The 23,568-nt window shown below is 53.7% G+C and carries 22 protein-coding genes; 4 read left to right on the top strand and 18 right to left on the bottom strand.

The window, feature by feature from the left end; translation table 11 throughout:
• Nucleotides 1–77 precede the first annotated feature (77 nt).
• The 5 genes from F8561_RS21600 to F8561_RS21580 are packed head-to-tail and all read right to left on the bottom strand — an operon-like array spanning nucleotide 78 to nucleotide 5,308.
• Entirely contained in the window at nucleotides 78–1,040 is a 963-nt protein-coding gene (locus F8561_RS21600; RefSeq protein WP_086463548.1) for a spore coat protein U domain-containing protein, read from the bottom strand.
• The gene (locus tag F8561_RS21595; RefSeq protein ID WP_121339419.1) at nucleotides 1,037–3,421 is read right to left on the bottom strand and encodes a fimbria/pilus outer membrane usher protein; all 2,385 of its coding nucleotides are present in this window, start codon (nucleotides 3,419–3,421) and stop codon (nucleotides 1,037–1,039) included. Before F8561_RS21595 ends, F8561_RS21600 begins: the two co-directional genes overlap by 4 nt.
• Nucleotides 3,397–4,158, bottom strand: a complete 762-nt coding sequence (locus F8561_RS21590; protein WP_014170669.1) for a molecular chaperone — start codon at nucleotides 4,156–4,158, stop codon at nucleotides 3,397–3,399. The genes F8561_RS21595 and F8561_RS21590 overlap by 25 nt, the downstream gene beginning before the upstream one ends.
• Nucleotides 4,159–4,174: 16 nt before the next feature.
• On the bottom strand, nucleotides 4,175–4,723 hold the full coding sequence (locus F8561_RS21585; RefSeq protein ID WP_151887927.1) for a spore coat U domain-containing protein: 549 nt from the start codon (nucleotides 4,721–4,723) through the stop codon (nucleotides 4,175–4,177).
• Nucleotides 4,724–4,735: 12 nt separating this feature from the next.
• The gene (locus F8561_RS21580) at nucleotides 4,736–5,308 is read right to left on the bottom strand and encodes a spore coat protein U domain-containing protein (RefSeq protein WP_020883378.1); all 573 of its coding nucleotides are present in this window, start codon (nucleotides 5,306–5,308) and stop codon (nucleotides 4,736–4,738) included.
• Nucleotides 5,309–5,738: 430 nt separating this feature from the next.
• On the opposite strand from F8561_RS21580, the gene F8561_RS21575 reads away from it, so the two are divergent.
• Nucleotides 5,739–6,998, top strand: a complete 1,260-nt coding sequence (locus tag F8561_RS21575; RefSeq protein WP_025203835.1) for a dicarboxylate/amino acid:cation symporter — start codon at nucleotides 5,739–5,741, stop codon at nucleotides 6,996–6,998.
• Between the two features lie 189 nt (nucleotides 6,999–7,187).
• On the opposite strand, the gene cheW is transcribed toward F8561_RS21575, so the two are convergent.
• The 6 genes from cheW to flhD form a co-directional block, all read right to left on the bottom strand.
• A complete protein-coding gene (gene cheW / locus F8561_RS21570) occupies nucleotides 7,188–7,691 on the bottom strand; it encodes a chemotaxis protein CheW (protein WP_020883376.1) in 504 nt (167 codons plus the stop codon).
• Nucleotides 7,692–7,710: 19 nt separating this feature from the next.
• Nucleotides 7,711–9,744 carry a chemotaxis protein CheA gene (gene cheA, locus F8561_RS21565; protein ID WP_151887926.1) on the bottom strand — a complete coding sequence of 678 codons (2,034 nt, stop codon included), beginning with the start codon at nucleotides 9,742–9,744 and terminating at the stop codon, nucleotides 7,711–7,713.
• 4 nt (nucleotides 9,745–9,748) lie between these two features.
• Nucleotides 9,749–10,678, bottom strand: a complete 930-nt coding sequence (motB, locus tag F8561_RS21560; protein WP_014170676.1) for a flagellar motor protein MotB — start codon at nucleotides 10,676–10,678, stop codon at nucleotides 9,749–9,751.
• The gene (gene motA / locus F8561_RS21555) at nucleotides 10,675–11,562 is read right to left on the bottom strand and encodes a flagellar motor stator protein MotA (protein WP_008500417.1); all 888 of its coding nucleotides are present in this window, start codon (nucleotides 11,560–11,562) and stop codon (nucleotides 10,675–10,677) included. Before motA ends, motB begins: the two co-directional genes overlap by 4 nt.
• A gap of 123 nt (nucleotides 11,563–11,685) precedes the next feature.
• Nucleotides 11,686–12,264, bottom strand: a complete 579-nt coding sequence (gene flhC / locus F8561_RS21550) for a flagellar transcriptional regulator FlhC (protein ID WP_014170677.1) — start codon at nucleotides 12,262–12,264, stop codon at nucleotides 11,686–11,688.
• A 2-nt stretch (nucleotides 12,265–12,266) separates the two neighbouring features.
• The gene (gene flhD / locus F8561_RS21545) at nucleotides 12,267–12,617 is read right to left on the bottom strand and encodes a flagellar transcriptional regulator FlhD (RefSeq protein ID WP_020883374.1); all 351 of its coding nucleotides are present in this window, start codon (nucleotides 12,615–12,617) and stop codon (nucleotides 12,267–12,269) included.
• A gap of 796 nt (nucleotides 12,618–13,413) precedes the next feature.
• Between flhD and uspC the strand changes: the two genes are divergently transcribed.
• On the top strand, nucleotides 13,414–13,842 hold the full coding sequence (gene uspC / locus F8561_RS21540) for a universal stress protein UspC (protein ID WP_032678440.1): 429 nt from the start codon (nucleotides 13,414–13,416) through the stop codon (nucleotides 13,840–13,842).
• Nucleotides 13,843–13,857: 15 nt separating this feature from the next.
• On the opposite strand, the gene otsA is transcribed toward uspC, so the two are convergent.
• From otsA to F8561_RS21510, 6 genes are all read right to left on the bottom strand, one after another.
• Complete coding sequence (gene otsA, locus F8561_RS21535; protein ID WP_014170680.1) at nucleotides 13,858–15,282, bottom strand: alpha,alpha-trehalose-phosphate synthase; 1,425 nt, start codon at nucleotides 15,280–15,282, stop codon at nucleotides 13,858–13,860.
• On the bottom strand, nucleotides 15,257–16,060 hold the full coding sequence (gene otsB / locus F8561_RS21530) for a trehalose-phosphatase (protein WP_014170681.1): 804 nt from the start codon (nucleotides 16,058–16,060) through the stop codon (nucleotides 15,257–15,259). The genes otsA and otsB overlap by 26 nt, the downstream gene beginning before the upstream one ends.
• Before the next feature lie 176 nt (nucleotides 16,061–16,236).
• On the bottom strand, nucleotides 16,237–17,217 hold the full coding sequence (gene araH, locus F8561_RS21525; protein WP_014884358.1) for an arabinose ABC transporter permease AraH: 981 nt from the start codon (nucleotides 17,215–17,217) through the stop codon (nucleotides 16,237–16,239).
• Nucleotides 17,218–17,231: 14 nt separating this feature from the next.
• Nucleotides 17,232–18,746, bottom strand: a complete 1,515-nt coding sequence (gene araG / locus F8561_RS21520) for an L-arabinose ABC transporter ATP-binding protein AraG (RefSeq protein ID WP_020883372.1) — start codon at nucleotides 18,744–18,746, stop codon at nucleotides 17,232–17,234.
• A gap of 71 nt (nucleotides 18,747–18,817) precedes the next feature.
• Nucleotides 18,818–19,807 carry an arabinose ABC transporter substrate-binding protein AraF gene (araF, locus tag F8561_RS21515; protein ID WP_020883371.1) on the bottom strand — a complete coding sequence of 330 codons (990 nt, stop codon included), beginning with the start codon at nucleotides 19,805–19,807 and terminating at the stop codon, nucleotides 18,818–18,820.
• 316 nt (nucleotides 19,808–20,123) lie between these two features.
• Nucleotides 20,124–20,681 carry a DJ-1 family glyoxalase III gene (locus F8561_RS21510; RefSeq protein ID WP_059305592.1) on the bottom strand — a complete coding sequence of 186 codons (558 nt, stop codon included), beginning with the start codon at nucleotides 20,679–20,681 and terminating at the stop codon, nucleotides 20,124–20,126.
• Nucleotides 20,682–21,187: 506 nt separating this feature from the next.
• Here F8561_RS21510 and F8561_RS21505 point away from each other — a divergent pair.
• Nucleotides 21,188–21,691: a non-heme ferritin-like protein gene (locus F8561_RS21505; RefSeq protein WP_020883369.1), complete on the top strand. Its 504-nt coding sequence runs from the start codon at nucleotides 21,188–21,190 to the stop codon at nucleotides 21,689–21,691.
• A gap of 176 nt (nucleotides 21,692–21,867) precedes the next feature.
• Nucleotides 21,868–23,211 (top strand): anaerobic C4-dicarboxylate transporter, encoded by a 1,344-nt coding sequence (locus F8561_RS21500; protein ID WP_151887925.1) that lies wholly within the window; start codon nucleotides 21,868–21,870, stop codon nucleotides 23,209–23,211.
• A gap of 49 nt (nucleotides 23,212–23,260) precedes the next feature.
• On the opposite strand, the gene F8561_RS21495 is transcribed toward F8561_RS21500, so the two are convergent.
• On the bottom strand, nucleotides 23,261–23,512 hold the full coding sequence (locus F8561_RS21495) for a DUF2766 family protein (RefSeq protein ID WP_014170688.1): 252 nt from the start codon (nucleotides 23,510–23,512) through the stop codon (nucleotides 23,261–23,263).
• Nucleotides 23,513–23,568: the final 56 nt, after the last annotated feature.

Raw genomic sequence — 23,568 nt, 5'->3', positions numbered from 1 at the left:
CTTCTCATAGATTTATTAACGGTGTTATCGGCACTGACTACAGGAACTTTACATTTGAGAAAGGGAAAAGCGCGGGGTTAAAACGCAACGTCAACGATCAGCGTATCGGTATAGGTGCCGGCAGGCGGCGTAGACTGGCTGGTAAGGACTTTGGCAGTGTAGTTGTAGGTTCGCAATAAACCGTCGGTACTGACCTGCGAGGAGGTTGCGCTGGTCCAGCGCTCGGTACCGCTGCCACCCCAGCGGTTGGTCGTGGCTTCTTTATAAATGTCGTAACTCATGTAGTTACTGCCGCTCACCATGCGGCGAACGTTATTCAGCGCGTTGGCACCATTATTAATTCCGATAGTGTAAGTGCTTCCTTTGGTACAGGTGACGGCAATCGCCTGCGAGACAGTGGGGAAACTTTGCACCAGCGGCGCACTGTTGAAGTTGACGTCCGGCGTGGTCATGGCGCTGCAGTCGTTGGTGACGGTCATGTTGAGAAGAATACTGGTGGTCGCCGTGCCTGTCTGGGGAAGGGTGCAAAGGCCCAGCACGCCCACGGAACAGACGCTGTAGTTGATGCTGAAGGTGAGCAGCACCTGATAGGGCCCGGCCGTGACGTTTTGTCCGGCAACGGTGCGGAAATAAAGCGGAATGCTGTACTGTTTTGACCCCAGTAATCCCAGCAGGGTGTTGCCGCTCCAGGTATAAGCTTTGCTGATTTGCACTTCGCTATTGCTCGAACACCCCGTTAACCCGCACAACCGGGTGGGGATCACATCCGTGATGGCCGCATTGTCGGTGCGTTTCATGGTGGCACGGCTGTTGCCTGAAACGGACGCGGCGGTGTAGTTCAGCGTCACCGAGTCGTTGGTCAGAAGATTGAGCACAGCGTCGCATGCCACAATCAGCCTGCCGGTGGTTTCGACCTCCCCGGTTCCGCTGAGCGCGAACGAGGTGACGCTACCAAATGACGCATTTACCGTACTGACGGTACACGCCGCCCAGCCGCCGCCGGAAAACAGCAGCAGCATCAACAGCAGTAAGCGCTTCACCGTTCCTCCCGGCAAATCAGCGGTCCGTATGTCTGCAGCTTATGTTCCGGGTTGGCCCCCACGGTCAGCGTGGCCGAGCAGTGTTTTCCGTCTGGCGTAATCACCTCAAGCGGGTTCACATCGCTGAGATTTTCCAGCCAGGCGATGCCGTCATACCCCACCACCGCATTGTTGCGCGAGGCGCGTCGAACCTGGCTTCCCACCGGGATAGCCTGCCCCTGCTTGTCATGCAGAATAACGCTTGCCACCCGCTCCTGCTCCATCGGGAAATCGACCAGATAACCGCTGTGGCGGCGAATAGCGATCCGCCGCTCTGTCTCTTTCAGCCGGGTATCCGCGGGCAGATTCAGGGTATCAATGCGATAACTGGCCGGGTAATAAGCCGATACCCCGCTGACCAGCAGGTAGCCGTTATTGTTCGTTTTGCCGACCGGCTGGTTCTCATAACTGACGGGAACGTCCGGGTGACCGTCGGTGCTGATCACCACAAACGCATCGTTGATTTTATTTGCCGCAAACAGCTCGCCGTCCATCAGCACAATCGCGCCCATCGCCTCTCCCCACCAGGTCATCATGCCCCTTTCGCCATAACCACCGCCCTGAAGTTCGATGTTGTTATTGCGCCAGCCCAGCGTTCCCTGCTGATAATCATTGGCTTTCGACTGGTTGGCCCATGCCATGTTCCAGCTAAAGCCACCGTCGGAAGGCATGGAGTGGTTGTAGTTGATACGCTGCGTGCTGCCGGCATCTGGCGTGTTTTCATAGGTTACGGCGGCACTGTCACGCTCTCCCAGCGGCACCTGAAGCGACATGGCCACCGTCCAGTCTCCCCGCTGCTGATCGCGGCTTGCAGCCAGATAAATACTGCTCGCCCCCCACAGATTGCGGCTCCAGGAGAGATTCAGCAGTTCGGTTTTTTGGTTGTCAAAGCTCTCCACGCCGATCCACGCAGCACCGAGACTGCCATATTCGCCCAGGTTAAAGGTGAGAGAGTACTGGTCGGTGTTGCGACTAAAACTGGCGATGGGCCGGTCATTTTCGTCATAGACCGTCGGTTGGTCGTAGAGGGCGAGGTTGCCAAAGTCGCGATCGCGCCGCGTATGCTGTGTCGCTACACTAAATTCACTGGTACTGTACTGATAGCCCCAGTTGATTTGCCCGCCATTATCTCCGCGCATGCGGCTTTGAGAATACGCGGTATTCACGACGCCAAACCGACCCAATTTAACCACCGTCCCCATCCCGCCCAGCGCCAGCGCTTCTGCCCCTTCGGCATGGCCCTCCAGCGTCAACCAGTCCGTAACGCCATAGCGATACGATCCACTACCCGCCGCCGGGCCGTAGTCAAAATTCTTGATGCCGTAATTACGCCGCAGGCTACCGAGCGTCACCGCCCCGTCGCTCAGGCCTTGTTTCAGCAATTCGCTGGTGACGTAAAACGGCAGCGTGGTACTCACCTGGCGCCCCAGCGCATCGGTGGTGACCAGTACCGCGTCCCCTGCTCCGTTGATATAGGGCAGATTGGTCAGGGTGAACGGTCCCGGCTGAAGCTGGGTCGAGCCGGAACGATAGCCATTGATAAAGAGATCCACCGAGGTGGGAACCGCCGCTTCGCCCGAGAACTCTGGCAGTGGCCAGGTCACGAGGTCAGGACGCAGGGAGAAATCCCGCCCGTAGCTGATCCCGCCCATGCGCACGCTGGTGCTCCAGCTCAGGGCATCACTGATCACATCCCCGGCGGTCCAGGTCGTGGCCTCGTCCTCGTTCGTCATCAGAAGCGTCGTGTCATAGCGCACATACCCTTCCTGCTGACCGTCGTTTCCGGTGAAATTTTCCCGGGCATAGCCGGTTGAAGAAAAGGAGCCGTTCTCATTGAAGTAGCGGAATTCATGCCAGAGCGAGGCCTGTCCGCCGACATGTTCCGTATGGTTGGTGTAGAGATCGTAATTAAGCAGCGCTCCACGCCCGAAGTGCGGTTTACTTTGTGACATTTGTCCGCTGAAAGGGGTCACGCGTGAGGCGACCCAGTCGGCCGGAACGCCCAGCAGCAGACGCTGCGCTGCGCTGTCGTACTCTACGCGCACCTGCGGCAGGGTAGAAAGGTTCACGTCTCCGGCAGGCACATGCTCCGGCGGTAGCCCTGCCCGCAGCAGGTCGGCGCTGGAAATAAAAAATGCCCCCTCGCGCTGCGTCACGGGCACCACCATACCGGTGTCGTAGTGATTCAACACAATCGAGAGCTGAAAGACCGCTTCGCCGTTCAACGCCTGAGCCTGCGGCGGCGGCGGTAAACTGTCATCGCCGGGCTCAGCCCAGGTGCTGGTACTGACGCAGAGCAGGATCATCATCGCCGGTTTCAGTTGACGGGCGTCGACTGCCATTGCGTATCCCTGGCATTAATCTGCGCGCTCAGCCGGTCTGGCTGACCTATTCCGGCCGGGATTGACCAGGTGCGGGTGCTACCCGCAAGAACATACCCGAGTAATCCGTCTGCAACCGTCCGCTTCTGCCCGCCCTGCTCCAGCGCCACCTGGCTGAGTTTGACGTGCACATCCCCCTGATTACGGACCTCCAGGGCAGGATGTCCCTTCTCCTGCGTCACCCGCCAGCTCAGATTTTTGGTCTCCACCAGCGCATGATGCGCCCCCTCTTTGAGGGTCGGGATCCCCTGCCCATAAACGAACAAAGGAATGGAGTAGCGCATTTGCAATTTCAGGCCAATGGCCGGCTCGGCTTTGGCATCCGGCTGGGGGATTTCATCCACAATAATGCGGTAGGCCTGTTCAACGCCGAGCGGCACCGTACCCTGCTTAATCAGACGAATAAGCTGCTTACTGCCTTTACCAATGGTGACGATGGGCGGACTGGCCACCACGTCCTGCTGTGCGGAGTAGCGTTCATAACCGCCCTCCTGCTTCCAGCGCACAATGCGGACCTGCATTGTCGTTGCGCTGTTCCCCTGATTCTGGATCCATAATTCAGTGGCTTTGGCATCCGCTGACAGCCACGGATCGATGGGCCACAACAGAATGGTTGCCGCCGCCTGCGCCTGACCTGTCGCCGCAGCCATTCCCCCCAATAAACTCACCAGACAAAGGTGTCTGAAAAATGGCTTCATCGACTGTCTCCCTTTATCACCATGACAAGGTCACGGTGAGCTGATCAGAATACGTTCCTGCCGGGCTAAACCCGGTCAGCAGCGCCACGCCAAAAAGCGGCAGCGCAATGTTATTACTGTTGGTATAGGTCACCGGTATTGCCTGATTGACGCCAATTTCGCTGTTCGCCGCCAGCGAACTGCTGCTGTAAAGGCGATATCCCACCACTTCCGTTCCCCCTGAGCGCTTCATACGCCGAATGGAGGAGTAATTCTGTCCGCCGTTAATGCTCATACTCAGCGCCACGCCGGGCGTGCAGGCGATGGACAAGGCCCCGTTAGGCACAAAACTGGTGCTCACCGGGGCACTTTCCACCCCGTTGTGGGTACCGAAATCGAGCGTACCGAAAAGTCCTCCGCTGCCCGTGGATACCGCGCACCCGGGCACAATGGTCGCGCTGACCTTAAATGACTGTGACGTCACAGCCCCCGCCGCAGGCACCAGCATCAGGCAGACGATCAGCGCGTACAAAGGGTGCACGATCCCCTCCGCGCTGTTGCGCAGACGCAAAATGGATGCCTTCATGGCTGCGTGAAACTAGTAGGTGACGCTGACGTTAATCGTGTCGGTGTAGGTGCCCGGAACGACCGTAACGCTGTTACCGCCCCCGGTAATGCGCCCGTAAAGTGTGTAACTGTCGATGCCCCCGGCGGTTGACGCTATTGGCAGTGCCGCGTTGTTGGCAACGACGTTGTTAAATCCGCTGTCGCTATACAGGCTGTAAGCCACACCCTGTGCAGCATTGGTGGTGTTGACCAGATAGCGCGCAGGCGTGCCTGGCGTTCCCACGACGGTACCCGGCGCGGTGGAGTTAGTATTCCCCGTGATCGCCACCGTATAGCTGGCGGTCGTACATTGAATGGTGAACGTGTTACCGCCGCTGGCACCGGTCAACTGCGTCGTCAGGGTGGAAAACGTTGCGGGATGGGTGCCGAAATCCAGGGTCCCGAAATTAATGCCATTTTGCGTGGGCGAGCCGTTTATCAGACAACCGTTCGTCAGGGTTAACGTCGCGCCAATAGTACCGCTGCTGGTCACCGCCAGCGCCTGTTGGGCTGTTGTCGCCGTCAGCAACGTGCCTGCACAGATCAAAAGGAGTTTTCTTTTCATTTACCACCCTCCAGAAGACATTTCCGTTCGCTTGCCACATTTTATTTTTGCTGTTCAAGATGTTAGCCCCACTTAACGTTCCTCTTCCGGGGGTTATTGAGAATTTAGTTTATGGATACCGCTTCGACCACCCGCGCCGTGGAGGGCAAGACTAATGGCTTATTGACTGAATATTTATTTATAAAACAGGATGTTAATACTTTGTAAATGCCTTATTTCTCGTATACGCAGAGGATATATCCATTGAAATGTGATCTGCATCACAATATATCGTCGAGGCGTTAACAACAAAATTAATAAAAATTAAAAACTAGTTGTATCTCCCTCCGCTTTACTTCAATTTATGTGCCGAATAATTTCCTGCGTCGTAATAAAAAATCTATATACATCGGCGCAGACGGCAACCAAAGCGCATAGAGGGTCTTTTTTCGTGGCAAGTGCAAACAAACTCACACTCTTCATCGTGATATTCATGCTGGCGGGTATTCTTTCAGGGGCGGCGATTCATGAGTATGCCTCTGCGGATGCCATCAAAGCATGGTCGGATAACATCACGCTGCTGACCGATATTTTCCTGCGTCTGATTAAAATGGTTATTGCGCCACTGGTCTTCAGCACGCTGACCGTGGGCATTATGAAACTGGGTGAAACCTCCACCATTGGTCGCGTGGGCGGCAAAGCGATGGTGTGGTTTATTAGCTCATCCGTGCTTTCCATTCTGGTGGGACTGTTTATCGTCACGCTGGAGCGCCCGGGCAGCGGCCTGAACCTGGCTATCCCGAAAGAGGCGGTAGACACCGGCCTTGCTGTGGGGGGGATGACGCTGAAAGCGTTCTTGTCCCATACCATTCCGACCAGTATCGCCGGTGCGATGGCGAACAATGAAATCCTGCAGATTGTGGTCTTCTCTATGTTCTTCGGCATCGCCGGCGCGTCGCTGGGGCAAAAATTCAATGCCCCGCTGGTGGCCGCGCTGGATGTGGTCTCCCATATCATGCTGAAGGTGACGGGTTACGTGATGTACGTCGCCCCGCTGGCTATTTTCGCCGCCATCTCATCTGTGATTGCCACTCAGGGTCTGGGCATCCTGCTGAACTACGCCTCCTTTATTGGCGGCTACTACGTGGCAATCCTTCTCACCTGCATGGTGCTGCTGGCCGTCGGTTATATGGTGCTGAAGAAAGAGGTGTTCCGCCTGGTCAGCATGCTGAAGGACCCGGTGCTGGTGGCGTTTACCACCAGCAGTTCAGAAGCGGCGTATCCAAAAACGCTGGAGCAGCTTGAGCGTTTTGGTTGCTCGCGCAATATCGCCTCCTTCGTTCTGCCGATCGGTTACTCCTTTAACCTGGTGGGCTCTATGGTGTATTGCTCTTTCGCCTCGATGTTTATCGCCCAGGCGTACAATATTCACCTGAGCTTCACCGAAGTGACCGTGCTGATGCTGACGCTGATGCTGGCTTCAAAAGGGATTGCGGGGGTGCCTCGTTCGTCGCTGGTGGTGCTGGCGGCAACCATCCCGAGTTTCAATATTCCGGTGGCGGGTATTTTGCTGCTGATGGGGATCGATCATTTCCTGGATATGGGACGTTCAGCGATTAACGTGCTGGGTAACGGTATTGCGACTGCGATGCTGTCGCAAAATGAAGGGGCGCGTGAAGCGGAGACTGAGCTGGTAGAGCAGGAAGCGTAACGGGTTGGCCGAATGGTTTCGTTCACCTTAAGACCAGCAGAAAATACTACGTCTGCAGTAAGTGAATAAGATAAGGGGGCTGCAATAGCCCCCTTAATACGTTCACCGCAGCGGGCGAATCAGATAACCGAAATGCCCGACTGAACGAAACGGTTCCACGAAAGCCTCACAGAACCGTTTAGAGAAACATTACGCCACGTGATTCGTCGCGATATCCAGCAGCGCCATCTCATCACTGTTCAGCAGCTTCTCAATATTCACCAGAATTAGCATACGCTCACCCAGCGCTCCCAGCCCGGTCAGATACTCGGTAGACAGCGTGACCGCAAACTCCGGCGCCGGACGGATTTGATCGGACGTCAGGGACAGCACATCAGATACGCCATCCACCACGATCCCAACCACGCGCTGCCCCAGATTCAGGACAATCACCACGGTGTTCTCGTTATAGTCCACGTCACCCTGGCTGAACTTCACGCGCAGGTCAACGATAGGCACAATCACGCCGCGCAGGTTGGTGACACCTTTAATAAAGGCAGGCGTGTTCGCGATGCGGGTAACCTGGTCGTAACCACGAATTTCCTGCACTTTCAGGATATCGATGCCGTACTCCTCATCGCCTAAAGTGAATACCAGGAATTCCTGCCCTGATGGCTCGCCCGCCAGTTTCGTTACATTACTCATACCGGTCATGTTATTACCTTCTACTTAATCAGGCGGCTGTGTACGCCACACGTTGTTCACGATTTAATCCCTGAAGCGCCGACACATCAACGATCAGCGCCACGCTACCGTCACCCAGAATAGTGGCGGCAGAAATACCTGGCACTTTGCGGTAGTTGCTTTCGAGGTTCTTCACGACCACCTGGTGCTGGCCAATCAGCTGATCAACCAGCAGCGCGTAGCGGCGACCCGCACTTTGCAGGATCACCACGATCCCCTGCGTGGCCTCGGTTTTCGCGCCATCCACTTCGAACACTTTCCACAATTCGACCAGCGGCAGGTACTCACCGCGCACTTCAAGAACGCGCTCGCCACCCGCCAGCGGATGCAGATCTTCTTCACGCGGCTGCAGCGATTCCATCACTGCGTTCAGCGGCAGAATAAAGACTTCGTCCGCCACTTTCACCGACATGCCGTCGAGGATTGCCAGCGTCAGCGGCAGCAGGATACGAATGGTGGTGCCGGAACCTTGCTTAGACTTGATCTCAACGTGGCCGCCCATCTCCTGAATGTTACGCTTCACCACGTCCATTCCCACGCCGCGGCCGGAAACGTCCGTCACCTGCTCTGCGGTCGAGAAGCCTGGCGCGAAGATCAGCATGCCCACTTCTTCGTCAGTCATGTTTTCGTTGACCGCCATTCCCTGCGAAATGGCTTTCGCCAGAATGCGCTCACGGTTCAGGCCCGCACCGTCATCGGTCACTTCGATGCAGATGTTCCCGCCCTGGTGTTCGGCGGAGAGGATCAGATTCCCGATCGGGGATTTTCCGGCGGCAATGCGGTTTTCCGGCAGTTCGATACCGTGGTCGAGGCTGTTACGCACCAGGTGCGTTAACGGGTCGATAATGCGTTCGATCAGGCTTTTATCCAGCTCGGTGGAGCTGCCCATCAGCGTCAGTTCAATCTGTTTATTCAGTTTGCTGGCCAGGTCACGCACCAGACGCGGGAAGCGGCTGAAGACATATTCCATCGGCATCATACGGATGGACATCACCGATTCCTGCAGGTCGCGGGCATTACGTTGCAACTGCCCCATGCTGGTGATCAGATCGCCGTGGGTCACCGGGTCCAGTTCGTTAGACCGCTGTGCCAGCATCGACTGGGTAATCACCAGTTCACCCACCAGGTTAATCAGCTGGTCAACTTTCTCGACGGCGACGCGGATGCTGGTGGATTCACTGGAGCGCGCGGCCGGTTTTTCACCACGGCCTGGCGCGGCAGCATCTTTTGGCACCGCTTTCAATACCGGCGCCGCAGGCGCAACGGCAGGCGCGGCCGCCTGAGGAACAACCGCCACCTCTTCCACTGCCGCTGGCACGTCCACCGCCGCCGTTTCGGTTTCAAACGCGATCTGGTCGGCTTCGATAACAAAGCACAGGACCGCCACGATATCGTCCTGGCTAATCCCCTCTTCCAGCGTCGCACTCAGGCTGTCTTTGCCTTTCACCACGTTGCTTAATTTCGCCAGGTTACTCAGCTCTTCTTCAAGAAGGTCAACTTCGTTCTCTTTGAGGCGAGACAGCACCACGCGCACTTTACTCGCAGCGGCGGCCGGGGCCGCCTCTTGTGCGGTAACGGCATCGACAACGCTCAGTTTGGCTGCCGGAACAACAGCTGCGGCTGCGTCACCTTTGGCTTCCAGCGCGAGCTGGCGCAGCGCATTGCAGATGTATTCAAAGCTGGCGGCATCAGGCTCTGCCGAGCTTTTATAGGCGTCGAGCTGTTCCTGCATAATATCTTTGGTTTCCAAAAACAGGTTGATAATGTCGGTATTGAGCTGCATCTCACCGCGTCGTGCTTCATCCAGCAGGTTTTCCATTAAATGGGTCGTTTCCTGCAGGATGGTAAATCCAAACGTTCCGGCTCCGCCTTTAATCGAGTGCGCCGCACGGAAGATGGCATTGAGCTGCTCGGAGTCCGGTGCTTCAGGCACCAAATCCAGCAAGTGTTGCTCCATATCGGCCAACAATTCGTCGGCTTCATCAAAGAATGTCTGGTAAAAATCGCTAATATCCATGCTCACGCTATCACCTCGGATTGGCTGGTGGCGATGTTGGAACGGCAGCCGAAGGAACGGCCCCAGGCTGTTTTAAATCGTCCAGTGACTCATTCTGACTTTCGGCGTTTTCGTGCAGGATGGCCTGCTCCGCCTGCTGGTTCAGCACTAAAAGACTGATACGACGGTTGATGGCGTCATCCGGCCCGCGGTCAGTGACACGCATGGTTGATGCCATGCCGACCACGCGCAGTACCTTGCCATCATCAAGCCCACCTGCCACCAGCTCGCGACGCGAGGCGTTGGCACGATCGGCAGAAAGCTCCCAGTTGCTGTATCCCTTCTCACCCGTGGCGTACGGGAAGTCATCCGTGTGTCCAGACAGGCTGATACGGTTAGGAATACCGTTCAGCACTGGCGCAATGCCGCGCAAAATGTCGCGCATGTATGGCTCAACTTCCGCGCTGCCCGTTTTGAACATCGGGCGGTTCTGGCTATCAATAATCTGTATACGTAAACCTTCCTGCACCAGATCGATCTTCAGGTGTGGTCGCAGGGCACGCAGTTTAGGATCCGCCTCAATCAGCTGATCGAGATCGCCGCGCAGTTTCTTCAGGCGCGCTTGCTCCATGCGTTTTTTCAGCTCGTCGATGTTCGGCTCTTTCTTCACCTCACCCTTCTGCTGGGTGTAATCATCGCCACCGCCAGGGATCGGGCTGTCGCTGTTAGAGATTCGCTGTCCACCGGTCACGGCGGTCGCCAGCGGCGTTCGGAAATACTCGGCAATCTGGATCAACTCTTTCGGGCTGGAGATGGAGATGAGCCACATCACCAGAAAGAATGCCATCATTGCGGTCATAAAATCGGCGTACGCGATTTTCCAGGAGCCATGCGCGCCGTGCCCATGCCCCTTGTGCTTGCGTTTTTTTACGATGACGATCGGATGGGACTGATTTTTCATGCGTCCTCAGTTGTCGTCTGTTGGTTTGGGTTTTTCACCGCGCGCACGTGTTCTTCAAGCTCGATAAACGACGGGCGCTCGCTGGAATAAAGCGTTTTACGGCCGAATTCAACTGCGATAGGTGGCGCATAACCGTTAAGGTTAGAGAGCAGCGTGATCTTCACGCACTGCATCATTTTGGTCGTTTCCGCGCTTTTCTGACGCAGAACGCTGGCCAGCGGAGAGATAAAACCATACGCCAGCAAAATACCGAGGAAGGTGCCCACCATCGCATGCGCAATCAGCGCGCCCAGCTCTGCCGCAGGACGATCCGCCGAGGCCAGCGCGTGTACCACGCCCATCACCGCCGCGACGATACCGAACGCAGGGAGGGAATCGCCCACCAGCGCCAGGCTGTTTGCCGGCACTTCGGATTCGCTTTCATGCGTTTCAATCTCTTCGTCCATCAGCGCTTCGATTTCGAAGGTGTTCATGTTGCCGCTGATGATCAGTCGCAGGTAATCGACGATGAAATCCAGCATCATTGCGTCAGCGAGAATGCGCGGGTAGCTGGCAAAAATTTCGCTCTCTTTCGGGTTTTCAATATCCCGCTCAAGCGAGAACATGCCCTGCTGACGCGACTTCGCCATCAGACGATAGAGCAGCGCAAGCAGATCCATATACATGCTTTTGGTGTATTTAGAGCGACGGAACAGCAGTGGAATAGCTTTCAGCGTGCCCTTGATCGATTTACCGTTATTACCAACGATAAAAGCCCCTACCCCTGCGCCGCCGATGATAATAAGTTCAGCCGGTTGATAGAGTGCTCCAAGGTGCCCGCCGGTCATCATGTAACCGCCGAAAACTGTACCGAGAACTACCAGGTAACCTAATAAGATAAGCACGACATCATCCTTCCGCTAGTGACTATGGCAAGGATGTTCAGCTCGCAGCGTTTACCGTTTGCGGGGTAAAAAAAAGCAGCGGTAATTGCTTACCGCTGCTGGAATCTTGCCCACACGTTCGGGTTAAACAGCTTGTTCGATCTGTTCATCCAGCAGTTGTGGAATAATATCGGCAGCTTCCCGGGAAAGTTTACGTCTTTTTACTGCTCGGGATGGAGGCTGGCATAAACTACAGGCGAAGCTGCCTGCAGGCTGATGCGCATGGGTAATAAAATTGCCATCGCAGCAGTTACAGCGCGACAGCTCAAGCATTCCGCTTTCAACAAAACGCACCAGCGTCCATGCGCGGGTGAGCGCCAGCAAGGGACCCTCGTCCTGCTGAGGGCATTGTTCAAGGTAAAGTTTATACGCTTTGATCACGGCATCAACGCCGCTACACAAACCGGTTTTGAGAAGATACTGCCAGGCATTACAGAACATGGAGGCATGAATGTTCTGTTCCCAGGTCATAAACCAGTCCGTTGAAAACGGCAGCATTCCTTTCGGCGGGGGACTACCACGTAACTCTTTATACAATTTGATGAGGCGACCACGACTCAGCTGAGTCTCGCTTTCCAGCATTTGTAAACGAGCACCGAGCGTAATCAGCTCCATTGCTAACTGTATGTCACGCGCTTCCTGAACAATGCTTTTCTCGCTCATTGCTAGGCCCTTTTCTTACGGGCTGCGTCATCAGGCTGGCTGATTTCGGTAAGCAAGCGAGTGGAAAGAAGAATACCGGTATGGATCTGTTGAAGATCGTCAACACGGGAATCCTGCGTCAGACGCGTGATAGTCTGAGGATTGTCAAAACGGAACTGGCAAACCAGTTGGTTTGTTTCCGCCAGTTTAACCATTTGAGGAAGGGTTAACCCACCCAGCATGGTTGCCATTTCTTCATTAATACCCAGACGAAACATCGCGGACGCCTTGTCCTGACTAATCAAACGCTGCGCGAGCAGTAAATACGACAAATTGATGTCATAGATATGTTTTAGCAACTCGGATGTATGCATTGTTCCCATCCCGAATAACCAACTATTATTTTTATGCGGAAAGACCGCACCCCGTGATGTCGCCGGGAAATCACCCGGTATAAAAAAGAAAAGGCTAAATGCATAGTCGAATTTAGGTTTGTATTCATTGAAACGCGCAACAGCTGAAACGCGGTTACGTCTCTTACACGTTTTATCATTTCTTACAAATAACTAAGATTTTTCCTAATTCGACGCAAACTCTACTCGTCAGTTTTGACACATACAATGCAGCCACCCCCAAATTTAAAAAAAATGTGATCTACGTCACACAATTTAAGTGAATATCTCCCATAAATCCATCAGTATGACTTGTAAATTGGTTGTTTTTTGAACGATCAACACTGTTTTCTATTCTTTATGGGCGAATACTCATGCAGGAGTATGAGCAGAAGTGGCATGACATGTGCTGTTCGAAACGTATCAGCGACCAGATGCGCGTCACAGCGAATCCATCGTAAGGTCACATTTTCATTATCTATAAAAAACATGTAGTTATGCAAAACGCCTATAACAATTGTTTCACATGGTAATCATTAGAAATGTGTTTATAACGCGTTAAAACGATTTAACACCGGAAACGTAAAAAAGTGTGATTCAGGTTAAGTGGTTAATTTTTTTCATTTAGGCACGTTTTCCCGTTATTCTTCTTATAAGAATAATTAATGAATAATTATGATTAGCTTCACACTTATGTCGTATTCACCTCTTGCAGATCCGGTGAAATCGCGGTAATGGTGACTAAGACGCTGTCTTTCAGACACCTAAGGAGTGCGTTATGAGTTACTCCCATCTTCTTGTTTCTGTTGCGGTTTCGCCCGAAAGCCATGAACTCATCGCCCGGGCGGTTTCCATTGCCAGACCGCATAATGCCCGTATCAGCCTGATCACCCTCGCGGCCGAGCCTGAGATGTATAATCAACTGGCTGCCCCCATGCTGGAAGATATTCGTGAGGTCTTACAGGAAGAAACGCAGCAATTTATGCGAGAGCTGGTAGAAAAGGCGCAATATCCTATATATGACACCATTATTGCGACAGGGGAGCTTAATGCGCATATTCTCAGCATGTGCAGTAAGCAGAATATTGATTTAGTAATATGCGGGAATCATAACCACAGCTTTTTTTCTCGCGCAGCCTGTGCGGCGAAATCGATTGTGGCGTCAAGCCAGGTGGATGTGTTGTTAGTGCCTCTTGGGGGTCGTTAAACCCCCAGAGGAAAATCAGGCGAGTTTAGGGAATGTCGCGATCTTTTTTTGCAGATGGCCTTCATTACTCTGCGGCGCAATATCACGAAGATCGCGAATAAAACGCGCCTGCCAGTGGTTAATATCGTTCTTACGGATCGTTTCCATCATCTCGGCATGGCGGGAAATACGCTCCGTGAGCGGCATCGTCAGCGCACGGTTGAGGGCATTCGCCACGTCGTCACGATCGTAAGGGTTGACGATAAGCGCAGACGTCAATTCATTGGCGGCCCCGGCAAACTGGGAAAGCACCAGCACACCCGGATCGGCGGGGTCCTGGGCGGCGACGTACTCTTTCGCGACCAGGTTCATCCCGTCCCGCAATGGCGTAACCAGCCCGACATCCGCATAGCGGAACACTTTCATCAGGATCTTACGGTCAAAGTGTTGATTGAGATAAAAGAGTGGCGTCCAGCCCAACTGACCGTAGCGGCCATTAATGCGCCCTGCTTCCGTCTCCAGCTGGTGACGAATATCCTGATAAGCCTGCACTTCACCGCGCGAGGTGGGCGCTATCTGCGTATAGCGGATTTTACCGTGATGCTGCGGGTACTTTTCCAGCAGCGTTTCATACGCCAGGAAACGTTCCGGCAGCCCTTTGGAATAATCAAGACGTTCCACCGAGAAGATATTCTTCACGTGCTTGAGTTCATTCTTAAGCTGCGCCAGTTTGGGCGGCAGCGGACCGGAAGCCTGCTCGGCAATCTCTTCAGGTTCAATACCGATGGGATACACTTCAGTGTGGAATGTCTTGCCCCAGGCCGTATGGGTTTTCCCCCCTTTGGTCACCACTCGCGTTTTGCCGGACACAGAATCAAGGAACGCAAGTCGATCATTCTCGGTCTGGAAGCCCAGCAGATCGTAGTCACACAGCGCATCCAGCAACTCTTCATGCGGCGGCAGCGCGGTAAAGATTTCCGGCGTCGGGAACGGAATATGCAGGAAAAAACCAATCCGGTTATTCACTCCCCTTTTACGCAACTCTCTGGCGAAGGGCAGCAGGTGATAATCGTGGATCCATAAAATATCGTCTTCCTCGATTAAAGGCAGCAGTTTATCCGCCAGCAGCGAATTCACCCGCGTGTAGCCTTCAAAGGACTCGCGCTGGAATTTGACCAGATCCAGACGATAGTGAAACGCTGGCCACAGCACAGCATTGGAGAACTGCGAGTAATACTCGTCATAATCTTTTTCGTTTAACGCAAACGACGCCCATGTAATATTTCCGCGCGTCACTTTCTTGAGCGGTTTCTGTTCTTCACTGATTTCACCATTCCAGCCAAACCACAGCCCACCGGCGGCTTTTAAGGCACCTAATACCCCAACCGCCAGGCCACCTGCACTGGATTTTTTATCATCAGGCGGTGCAATTCGGTTAGAGACGACGACTAAGCGACCCATAATGGTTTCCCCCTTTGTTTTGCGCTATTTGTTGTTGTTGCTGGTTAGCGATGTCAGATATCCACTGCCAGACGCTGGCGACATCCGCCAGACGCCATTCGGCGACAGTCTCACCAGGCCCGACCTTGATGGCGATCCCTCCGGCCTGATTCACCACACGAAACCCTGCCTCGTCGGTCAGGTCATCCCCAATAAAAACGGGCGTCCTGCCGTTAAAAGGCGGTGTCGCCATAAACGCCGCAATCGCCGCGCCTTTATTGATCCCTTTAGGTTTAAGCTCCACCACGCATTTACCCGGCTGCAGCGCCAGCTCCGGATGTGCATTTGCTATAGCGGTCGCAAGCGCAAGCACAGCCGCTTCGTGCTGCGGCGCCTGGCGATAATGCAGGGCAAAGGCCATCCCTTTGGCTTCAAGCTCCGTACCGGGCAGTTCTGCCAGCGCAGACGAGAGTTGTACCTGTAGCGCCTGGATTAATGCGTCGGGGAGTGAAACGATATGCGTTTGATCATGGATGTCGCGGCGCTCCGCTCCGTGTACACCGGCCAGCGGAAAGCGGTAAGGCCTGGCAAGCTGGTCCAGTTCGGCCATCGAGCGCCCTGATATCAATGCCACTGCTCCCTCAGTCATCTGCGAGAGCTGATGCAACTTCTGAAGAACCGTGGCGGGGATCGCCACCAGGTCAGGATGCGGCTTTATCTCGGCGAGCGTACCGTCGAGATCAAAAAAGAAAGCATAGTGTCCGGGCAGTACAGGCGGTGCAGTTAACAAGTCAGCCACCCTATTCCTCCTTACGGTTTACGAGAGGTAAACGCCTTTACCTCTTTCATAGCCATGTAAGTATAGACAGTGTGACGTCGCTCGCCATTTGACAACCGCCCCGCCAGCAAAACTGGCGAGGCGGTTCGGGGGTCAGCTAAGGTTATTAGTTGAGCAATATAAAGATAGGAAAAACCTTAGACGGTACGCTTCGCTTTTTGCTTGTAACGGTCGAATATCACCGCTGCCAGCAGGATCAGGCCACGAACGACGTACTGAGAGAACGGCGAAATATTGAGCAGGTTCATGGCGTTCTCTACCGTCCCCAGGATCAGGATACCGGCCACCACATATGAGATTTTTCCGATGCCGCCTTTCAGGGAAACGCCCCCCAAAACACAGGCTGAAATGACGATCAGCTCATAACCGATAGAGGTCATTGGCTGGCCACTGGTCATTCGCGACGCCAGAATAATCCCTGCGGCTGCAGAGACCAGCCCGGAAAGAACAAAGATAATAATCTTGGTACGCACCACCGGCACACCGGCCAGACGTGCGGCTTCTTCATTGCCCCCGATAGCCAGGGTATTACGGCCAAACGTGGTCCGGTTGAGCAGGAACCCGAACAGGATAAGACAGGCCACGGTCAGCCAGATTGGCGCTGGCAGCCCCAGCCAGTTAGCGTAACCGAGGGTAAAGAAGCGCTCGTCTTCAATCCCCACCGCTTTACCGTCAGAGATGATATAGGCAAGACCACGCACAATTTGCATGGTCGCAAGCGTTGTGATCAGGGCGTTAATCTTCAGACGAGCAATGACAAAGCCGTTCACCAGACCGCTGAGCACGCCCAGTAACAGACCCGCCAGCACGCCAATCCACAGGCTCTCCGTCATGTTGATTACCACAGCCGTGGTGACACCGGCACAGGCAATAACCGAGGCCACCGACAGGTCAAAATCGCCCGAGGCCAGACAGAACAGCATACCGCAGGCCACCATGCCGGACATGGAAATGGCCAGCCCCAGCCCTTTCATATTAATAAAGGTGGCAAAATTAGGAACGAAGATCGCACAGGCGACAAACAGGGCGGCAAAGACCACCAGCATGCCGTACTGATCCCAGATTCGGCCAAAACTGAACGCCGACTTTGGCGCTCCGGATGTAGTAACAGAGGACATCATTAACTCCTTACTCAGGCGACAGCCTGGCTGACTTTAGGCATGGCGAGATTCAACGCCTGTTGTTCATTCGCCTGTTCATGAAGCAATTCACCGGCAATTTCACCTTCACGCATGACGACAATGCGATCGGCGACGCCAAGCACTTCAGGCAGATCGCTGGAGGCGAAAAGCACCGCCACGCCGCGTTTTGCCAGTTCATAGATCACGTTATAAATCTCGTGTTTTGCCCCCACATCGATACCGCGCGTCGGTTCGTCCAGTAAAATGACCTTCATATCCTCCGACAGCCAGCGGCCCAGAATGGCCTTCTGCTGGTTGCCCCCGGAAAGATTCATGATCAGCTGTTCCGGTCCCGGCGTTTTGATATTGAGTGAACGAATGTGGTGATCGGCATTGCTCGATTCCCAGCTATCGTTGATCAGGCATCCTGCGCGAATAAATTTGCGACGGGCGGAGATATTGATGTTGTCACGCACCGAATGCACCGGAATAATCCCCTCCGCTTTGCGATCTTCCGGGCAGAGCATCATGCCTGCCTTAATCGCGTGGGCGGGCTTCTGAATATCCACCGCTGCGCCGTCAATAGACACCACGCCTTCGGTAATGCGCGTGCCGCCGAACAACCCTTTCATTAACTCGCTACGCCCTGCGCCCACCAGGCCGAACAGCCCGACGATTTCACCGCTGCGTACCGATAACGAAACCGGCATGCGTACTCCCGGCGCTTTTACATTATCCAGTCGCAGGCGTTCAGGGCCGTACTCACGTGGTTTCCAGTGGTAAATGTCCCCCAGATCGCGTCCGACCATCGCCTGGACAAGCTGGTCATGGTTCACCTGCGCCATATCGCTAAAGGTGCGCACATAGCGGCCATCTTTAAACACGGTGATGGCGTCGCTCAGGGCAAATATCTCTTCCATACGGTGCGAAACATACAAAATCGTGCGGCCTTCCTGGCGCAACTCCCGGATCACGCGGAACAGGTTTTCGATTTCACGTGCGGAAAGCGAACTGGTGGGTTCGTCAAAGGCAATAATTCTGGCGTTACGCGCCAGAGCCTTGGCAATTTCAACCATCTGCCACTGGCCGATGGAGAGGTATTTCAGCGGCGTCTGAGGATCGACGTCCAGCCCAAGATGTTTAAGCTGCAGCCCTGCTTCATAATTAAGTAGCGAACGATTAACCACGCCGCTTTTGTGCGGGAGCTGTCCTAAATAGATGTTCTCGGCCACGGTCATCTCAGGGATCAGGTGCAGTTCCTGATAGATAATGGCCACCCCGGCATTAAGCGCCGCCGTGGTATCAGCAAAAGCCACCTCTTCGCCACGAATGGCCAGTGTGCCGGTCGTAGGGGAATAGTTGCCGCTGAGGATTTTCAACAGCGTGGATTTCCCCGCGCCGTTTTCACCCATCAGGGCATGAACCTGGCCGGCATAGCAGTCGAAACTGATATCGGTCAGCGCGTTAACACCGGGGAACGTTTTCCCGATGCCGCGAAATGAGAGATACGGATCAGACTGTCGCATAACGTCTCCGTGATTCCTGTAGTGTGTACGTCTGGCCCCTCATGGTGAATGAGGGGCGCAATCACAGCGTATTACTTACCGCCCAATCCTTTTTTCGCCAGTTCCTCTTTGAAGTTGTCGCGGGTAATCAGCACCACGTCGGTCACTTCAGTAAATTTCGGCGGTTCAGCCCCTTTGGTCACCCAGTTGTAAAGCATTTCACTGGATTTGTAGCCGTGTACGTCCGGGCTTGGCAGCAGAGAGCCATAGAAGCCGGTCGCCTGCGCTTTGGACAGTTCGCTGACGGCGTCAACGCCGTTGATGCCGATACCGATAACATCCGGAGCTTTAAAGCCCTGACCTTCTGTCGCACGCACGCCACCCAGCACGGTGTTGTCGTTCATACCGACCACCAGCCAGTGTTTAACTTCCGGGTGTTGAACCAGCATTGAGTTCGCGGCGTCGAACGCGCCGGGGATATCGTTGGATTTGGTAGGCACTTTATAGATCTGTTTTTCCGGGAAGCCGGCGGCTTTCAGAGCGTCCATGGAACCGGTAGTACGACGACGTGCAGTATCCAGCTCATCAGCCGTGATGGCCATGACGCCCGTCTCTTTTACATCCCAGCCGCGCTTTTGCATCTCTTTATAGAGTTCCTGACCCTGGCGCTCACCAATTTTGGTCGCGGCCATCATTACCAGCGGCACGGTGTCCATTGGCTTGCCTTTGGCATTGACGAACTGATCGTCAACGGCAATAACCTTCATGTCGTAACCGCGCGCTTTAGCCGCAATTGCCGACCCCAGTTTTGGATCGGGTGTACAGATAACGAAACCTTTCGCACCGCTGGCCGCCAGGCTGTCGATGGCGTTCAGGGTTTTTTCACCGTCAGGCACGGCGATTTTAATGACGTCAAAACCTAAATCTTTTCCGGCTTTATCGGCGAATTTCCACTCAGTCTGGAACCACGGCTCTTCTGGCTGTTTTACCAAAAAACCGAGTTTTAAATTCTCTGCGATAGCGGATTGTGACATAACAGCAGCCAGACCAACGGCCGCCAGCGCTTTAGTAAATTTGTGCATGGTAAACTCCAGCTTTAGCATTCTTTTCTGTAGGGAATATTTGCGTGCTTCTTATTTAATCGGACTTAAAACAAGGCATTAGCGCTTACCTCGTCATAAGCGTTATTGCTGGTGATAGTTTTAGCGGGAAATTAATCATCCATAAGAGAGCGCCATCACACCGCAGAATTACAGTAATTGCGTACATAAATTCAGCGGAAAATGACATAAAAACGGCAGGAATTGTCGGACAAATGAAACGGGGTTAAGCAGAATTATCCATAAGATCAGCTAAGAAGTCCCTGAGCGCCGGACGCTCTAGCATCCGGCGGGAAATTTACCAGGCGTAATAGATGTGGTCAGCGTGATCGCGAACGGGCGTTTCGTCACCCAACAGTCGAGCAGCCAGGGCCAGCGCAAAGTCAAAAGCATGACCAAGACCTTTGCCGCTGAGCAGGTTTTTATCCTGGACGACCGGTGCATCCACATATTCACCGTCTTTTACCGTCTCCCATAAATCCCCGGAGCAGACGTAGCGACGCCCCCGAAGCAGCCCATTTCCCCCCAGCACGCGCGCCGCTGCTGAACAAATAGGGCAAATCAGTTTTCCGCGCGCGTCATGTGCAGAAATAAAACGGATAACCTGCGGATCCGCGGCCAGATTTGCGCTGCCCTGCGGTCCCCCGGGTAGAACAATCGCATCGTAAAGCGAATCGCTGCGTTCTGATAAGATGCTGTCTGCCACCATGGGAATGTTATGGTAACTGATCACTGCACGCGACTGCGCGCAGGCCAGAGTTTCCACGTCGATGTTCAGCCGGCGCAAAATATCAATGGTGATAATCGCCTCTGCTTCCTCAAAACCGGGTGCCAACAGCACCGCAACCTTTGCCATCATAGACCTCAATGATTGAAACAAGATAAAACAGTGTTTCATTTTTACATAATCATTAAGAACAATCTTGCACAGCGATCACACACTCGCCTTTTGGCGATAAATTGATTTAGCGCAATTTTATTCCTCAAAATATATCCTGATTGATTGATCTGTTTTTCACATCGTCACAGAAGATTCTGTTGCCTTAATATTTTCACTCTTGAAAAAACGAGGCAAACAATACACAAACAAATAAAAATCAATCAGTTATTAATGTGTTAATTTATATCCGCCTGTTTTCATTTCTGTACTATATTAAATTTTGTAATGTATGGTAAACACAGCCTAATTAAGAGTTTTCTTAGACAGAATACAAGGGTATGCTTATTTATATCGAACACAGGAAGTGAATATTCGATCGACTTTTGTCGCCGCAGAAATGCCATTTCTGCATTCCATTAGATGTGCCTGCCGGGTCAGGTTAGCCGCGGACATCACGTCCCACAGTCAATAAGGATATGAGTATGACTACCCAAACGATGATGCAAAAACTCAATGCCCAGTTGAACCTCGAGTTCTATGCCTCGAATCTGCACCTGCATATCAGCTCGTGGTGTTCCGAAAACAGTCTCAATGGCTCCGCCACTTTTTTTCGCAGCCAGGCGCAAAGCAACGTCACCCATATGATGCGTGTTTTTAACTTCATGAAAGCCGCAGGGGCAAACCCAACCGTAAAAGCGCTTGATACGATCGACGATAACTACTCTTCTCTGGAAGAATTGTTTGAGAAAACGCTGGAACAGTACGAACAGCGTTGCAGCACGCTTAACAAGCTGGCCGATGAAGCCAGAGCACAACACGACACCAAAACCCTTAAATTCTTACGCGATATGGATAAAGCGCAACAGCAGGACGGCATGCTGCTTAAAACGCTGGCGGACGAAATCCATAACGCGCAGCAGGCGGGTTTATGTCCGGAACAAACCGACCGTCATCTGCTTGACCTTGTGACGGTACAGCACCACTGATCATTTTTCCTGCTCCCTGCCAGGCGCGCTTTTCGGCCTACCGGGAGCAGGTTCCCCCTCTCGTCGCCAACCTTCTGCTTTTGCTAAGATTTAACAAATCAGATCTCGCTCTCAATGATTAACCACACAACATGTAATGATTTATTTAATTACATTATCATTGACGAGGGAGCATCATGATCACCATTGAGTTTATTGTCATCCTCCTCTGCCTGCTGACAGGTACGCGTTTCGGCGGCATGGGGCTTGGGTTGATAAGCGGTATTGGCCTTTTTATTTTATGTTTTGTCTTTGGTCTGCAACCCGGCAAACCGCCGGTTGACGTGATGCTGACCATTCTCGCCGTCATTGGGTGTGCCGCAACGCTTCAGACCGCAGGCGGCCTGAACGTCATGATGCAATTTGCTGAGCGCCTGCTGCGCAAACATCCTCAACACATCACGCTTCTCGCCCCTTTTACCACCTGGATGCTGACCTTTCTCTGCGGGACCGGACACGTGGTGTACACCATGTTTCCCATCATTGCGGATATCGCCCTGAAAAAAGGGATCCGCCCGGAACGCCCAATGGCCGTGGCATCAGTGGCATCGCAGATGGCAATTACGGCCTCGCCGGTCTCCGTGGCCGTTGTGTCACTGGTCTCCATTCTGGGCGCGCAGCATGAGCTCGGCCACGCGTGGGGAATACTGGAAATTCTCGCCGTCTCGGTTCCTGCCTCACTGTTCGGTGTGGCGATTGCTGCGCTGTGGAGTTTGCGTCGTGGGAAAGCGTTAGCGGACGATAAGGAGTTTCAGGAAAAGCTCAAAGATCCGAAGCAGCGTGAATTCATCTACGGCGGGACGGAAACGTTAATGAATCAACGTTTTCCAAAGCAGGCCTACTGGTCCACGTGGATTTTCTTCGCCGGCATTGCCGTGGTTGTCCTGCTGGGGGCATTCCCTGACCTGCGCCCTGCATTTGAGATAAAAGGAAAAATGACGGCGTTGTCGATGAACCTTGTCATCCAGATGATGATGTTAATTGCCGGTGCCGTAATGCTGATGGCCTGCAAGGTCAATGCGTCTGCCATTTCTAACGGCGCGGTGTTTAAGGCGGGTATGGTCGCGATCTTCTCGGTGTTCGGGGTGGCGTGGATGAGCGATACCTTTTTCCAGGCGCATCTTGATGAGTTAAAGCTGGCGCTGGAAGGCGTGGTGAAAAGCCATCCGTGGACCTACGCGATTGTGCTGTTCCTGGTATCAAAGCTGGTGAACAGCCAGGCGGCAGCCCTGACGGCCGTTGCGCCTATGGGACTGATGCTGGGAATCGACCCGAAAATGCTGATCGCCTTTTTCCCCGCCTCTTACGGCTATTTTGTCCTGCCGACCTACCCAAGCGATTTAGCCTGCATCGGCTTTGACCGTTCGGGCACAACCCGCATCGGCAAATTTATCATTAACCACAGCTTTATTCTGCCGGGATTAATTGGCGTAAGCTGCGCGTGTGCGGCGAGCTATTTACTGGTACAGACGTTCTTTTAAGGTGAGCGAAGGGCGACAAACGGTCGCCCTTTTTAGCGTCAGGCGGGCTTTAGTGAGACTCGCCCTGCGGCGTGAATCGCAGTTCAATCAGCGCGATGGCTTTCTGAATAGCGCGAAGCGTGACCGGGTCAGCCGCAGCGGGATGGCTGTTGAAATCGATATTTTTCAGCTGCGTGGACATCTTCTCGCGCACTTCAACCGGCGCAATAACGTCCAGGACATCAAGGATTTGTTTGATAACTAACTGACAGGCGACAACGTCAGACACCAGCTCCTGATCGGCGCTCAGGTTTTGTGACATGGGGCTTTCTCCTTATTTAAAGGCCGCCATAGTAACAAAACGAAGGCCCATTCATC

The sequence above is a fragment of the Enterobacter sp. 198 genome (assembly GCF_009025585.1).
Classification (GTDB): domain Bacteria; phylum Pseudomonadota; class Gammaproteobacteria; order Enterobacterales; family Enterobacteriaceae; genus Enterobacter; species Enterobacter ludwigii.
Note: the sequence above shows the minus strand (reverse complement) of the source record. Positions and strands in the feature narration are given on the sequence as shown.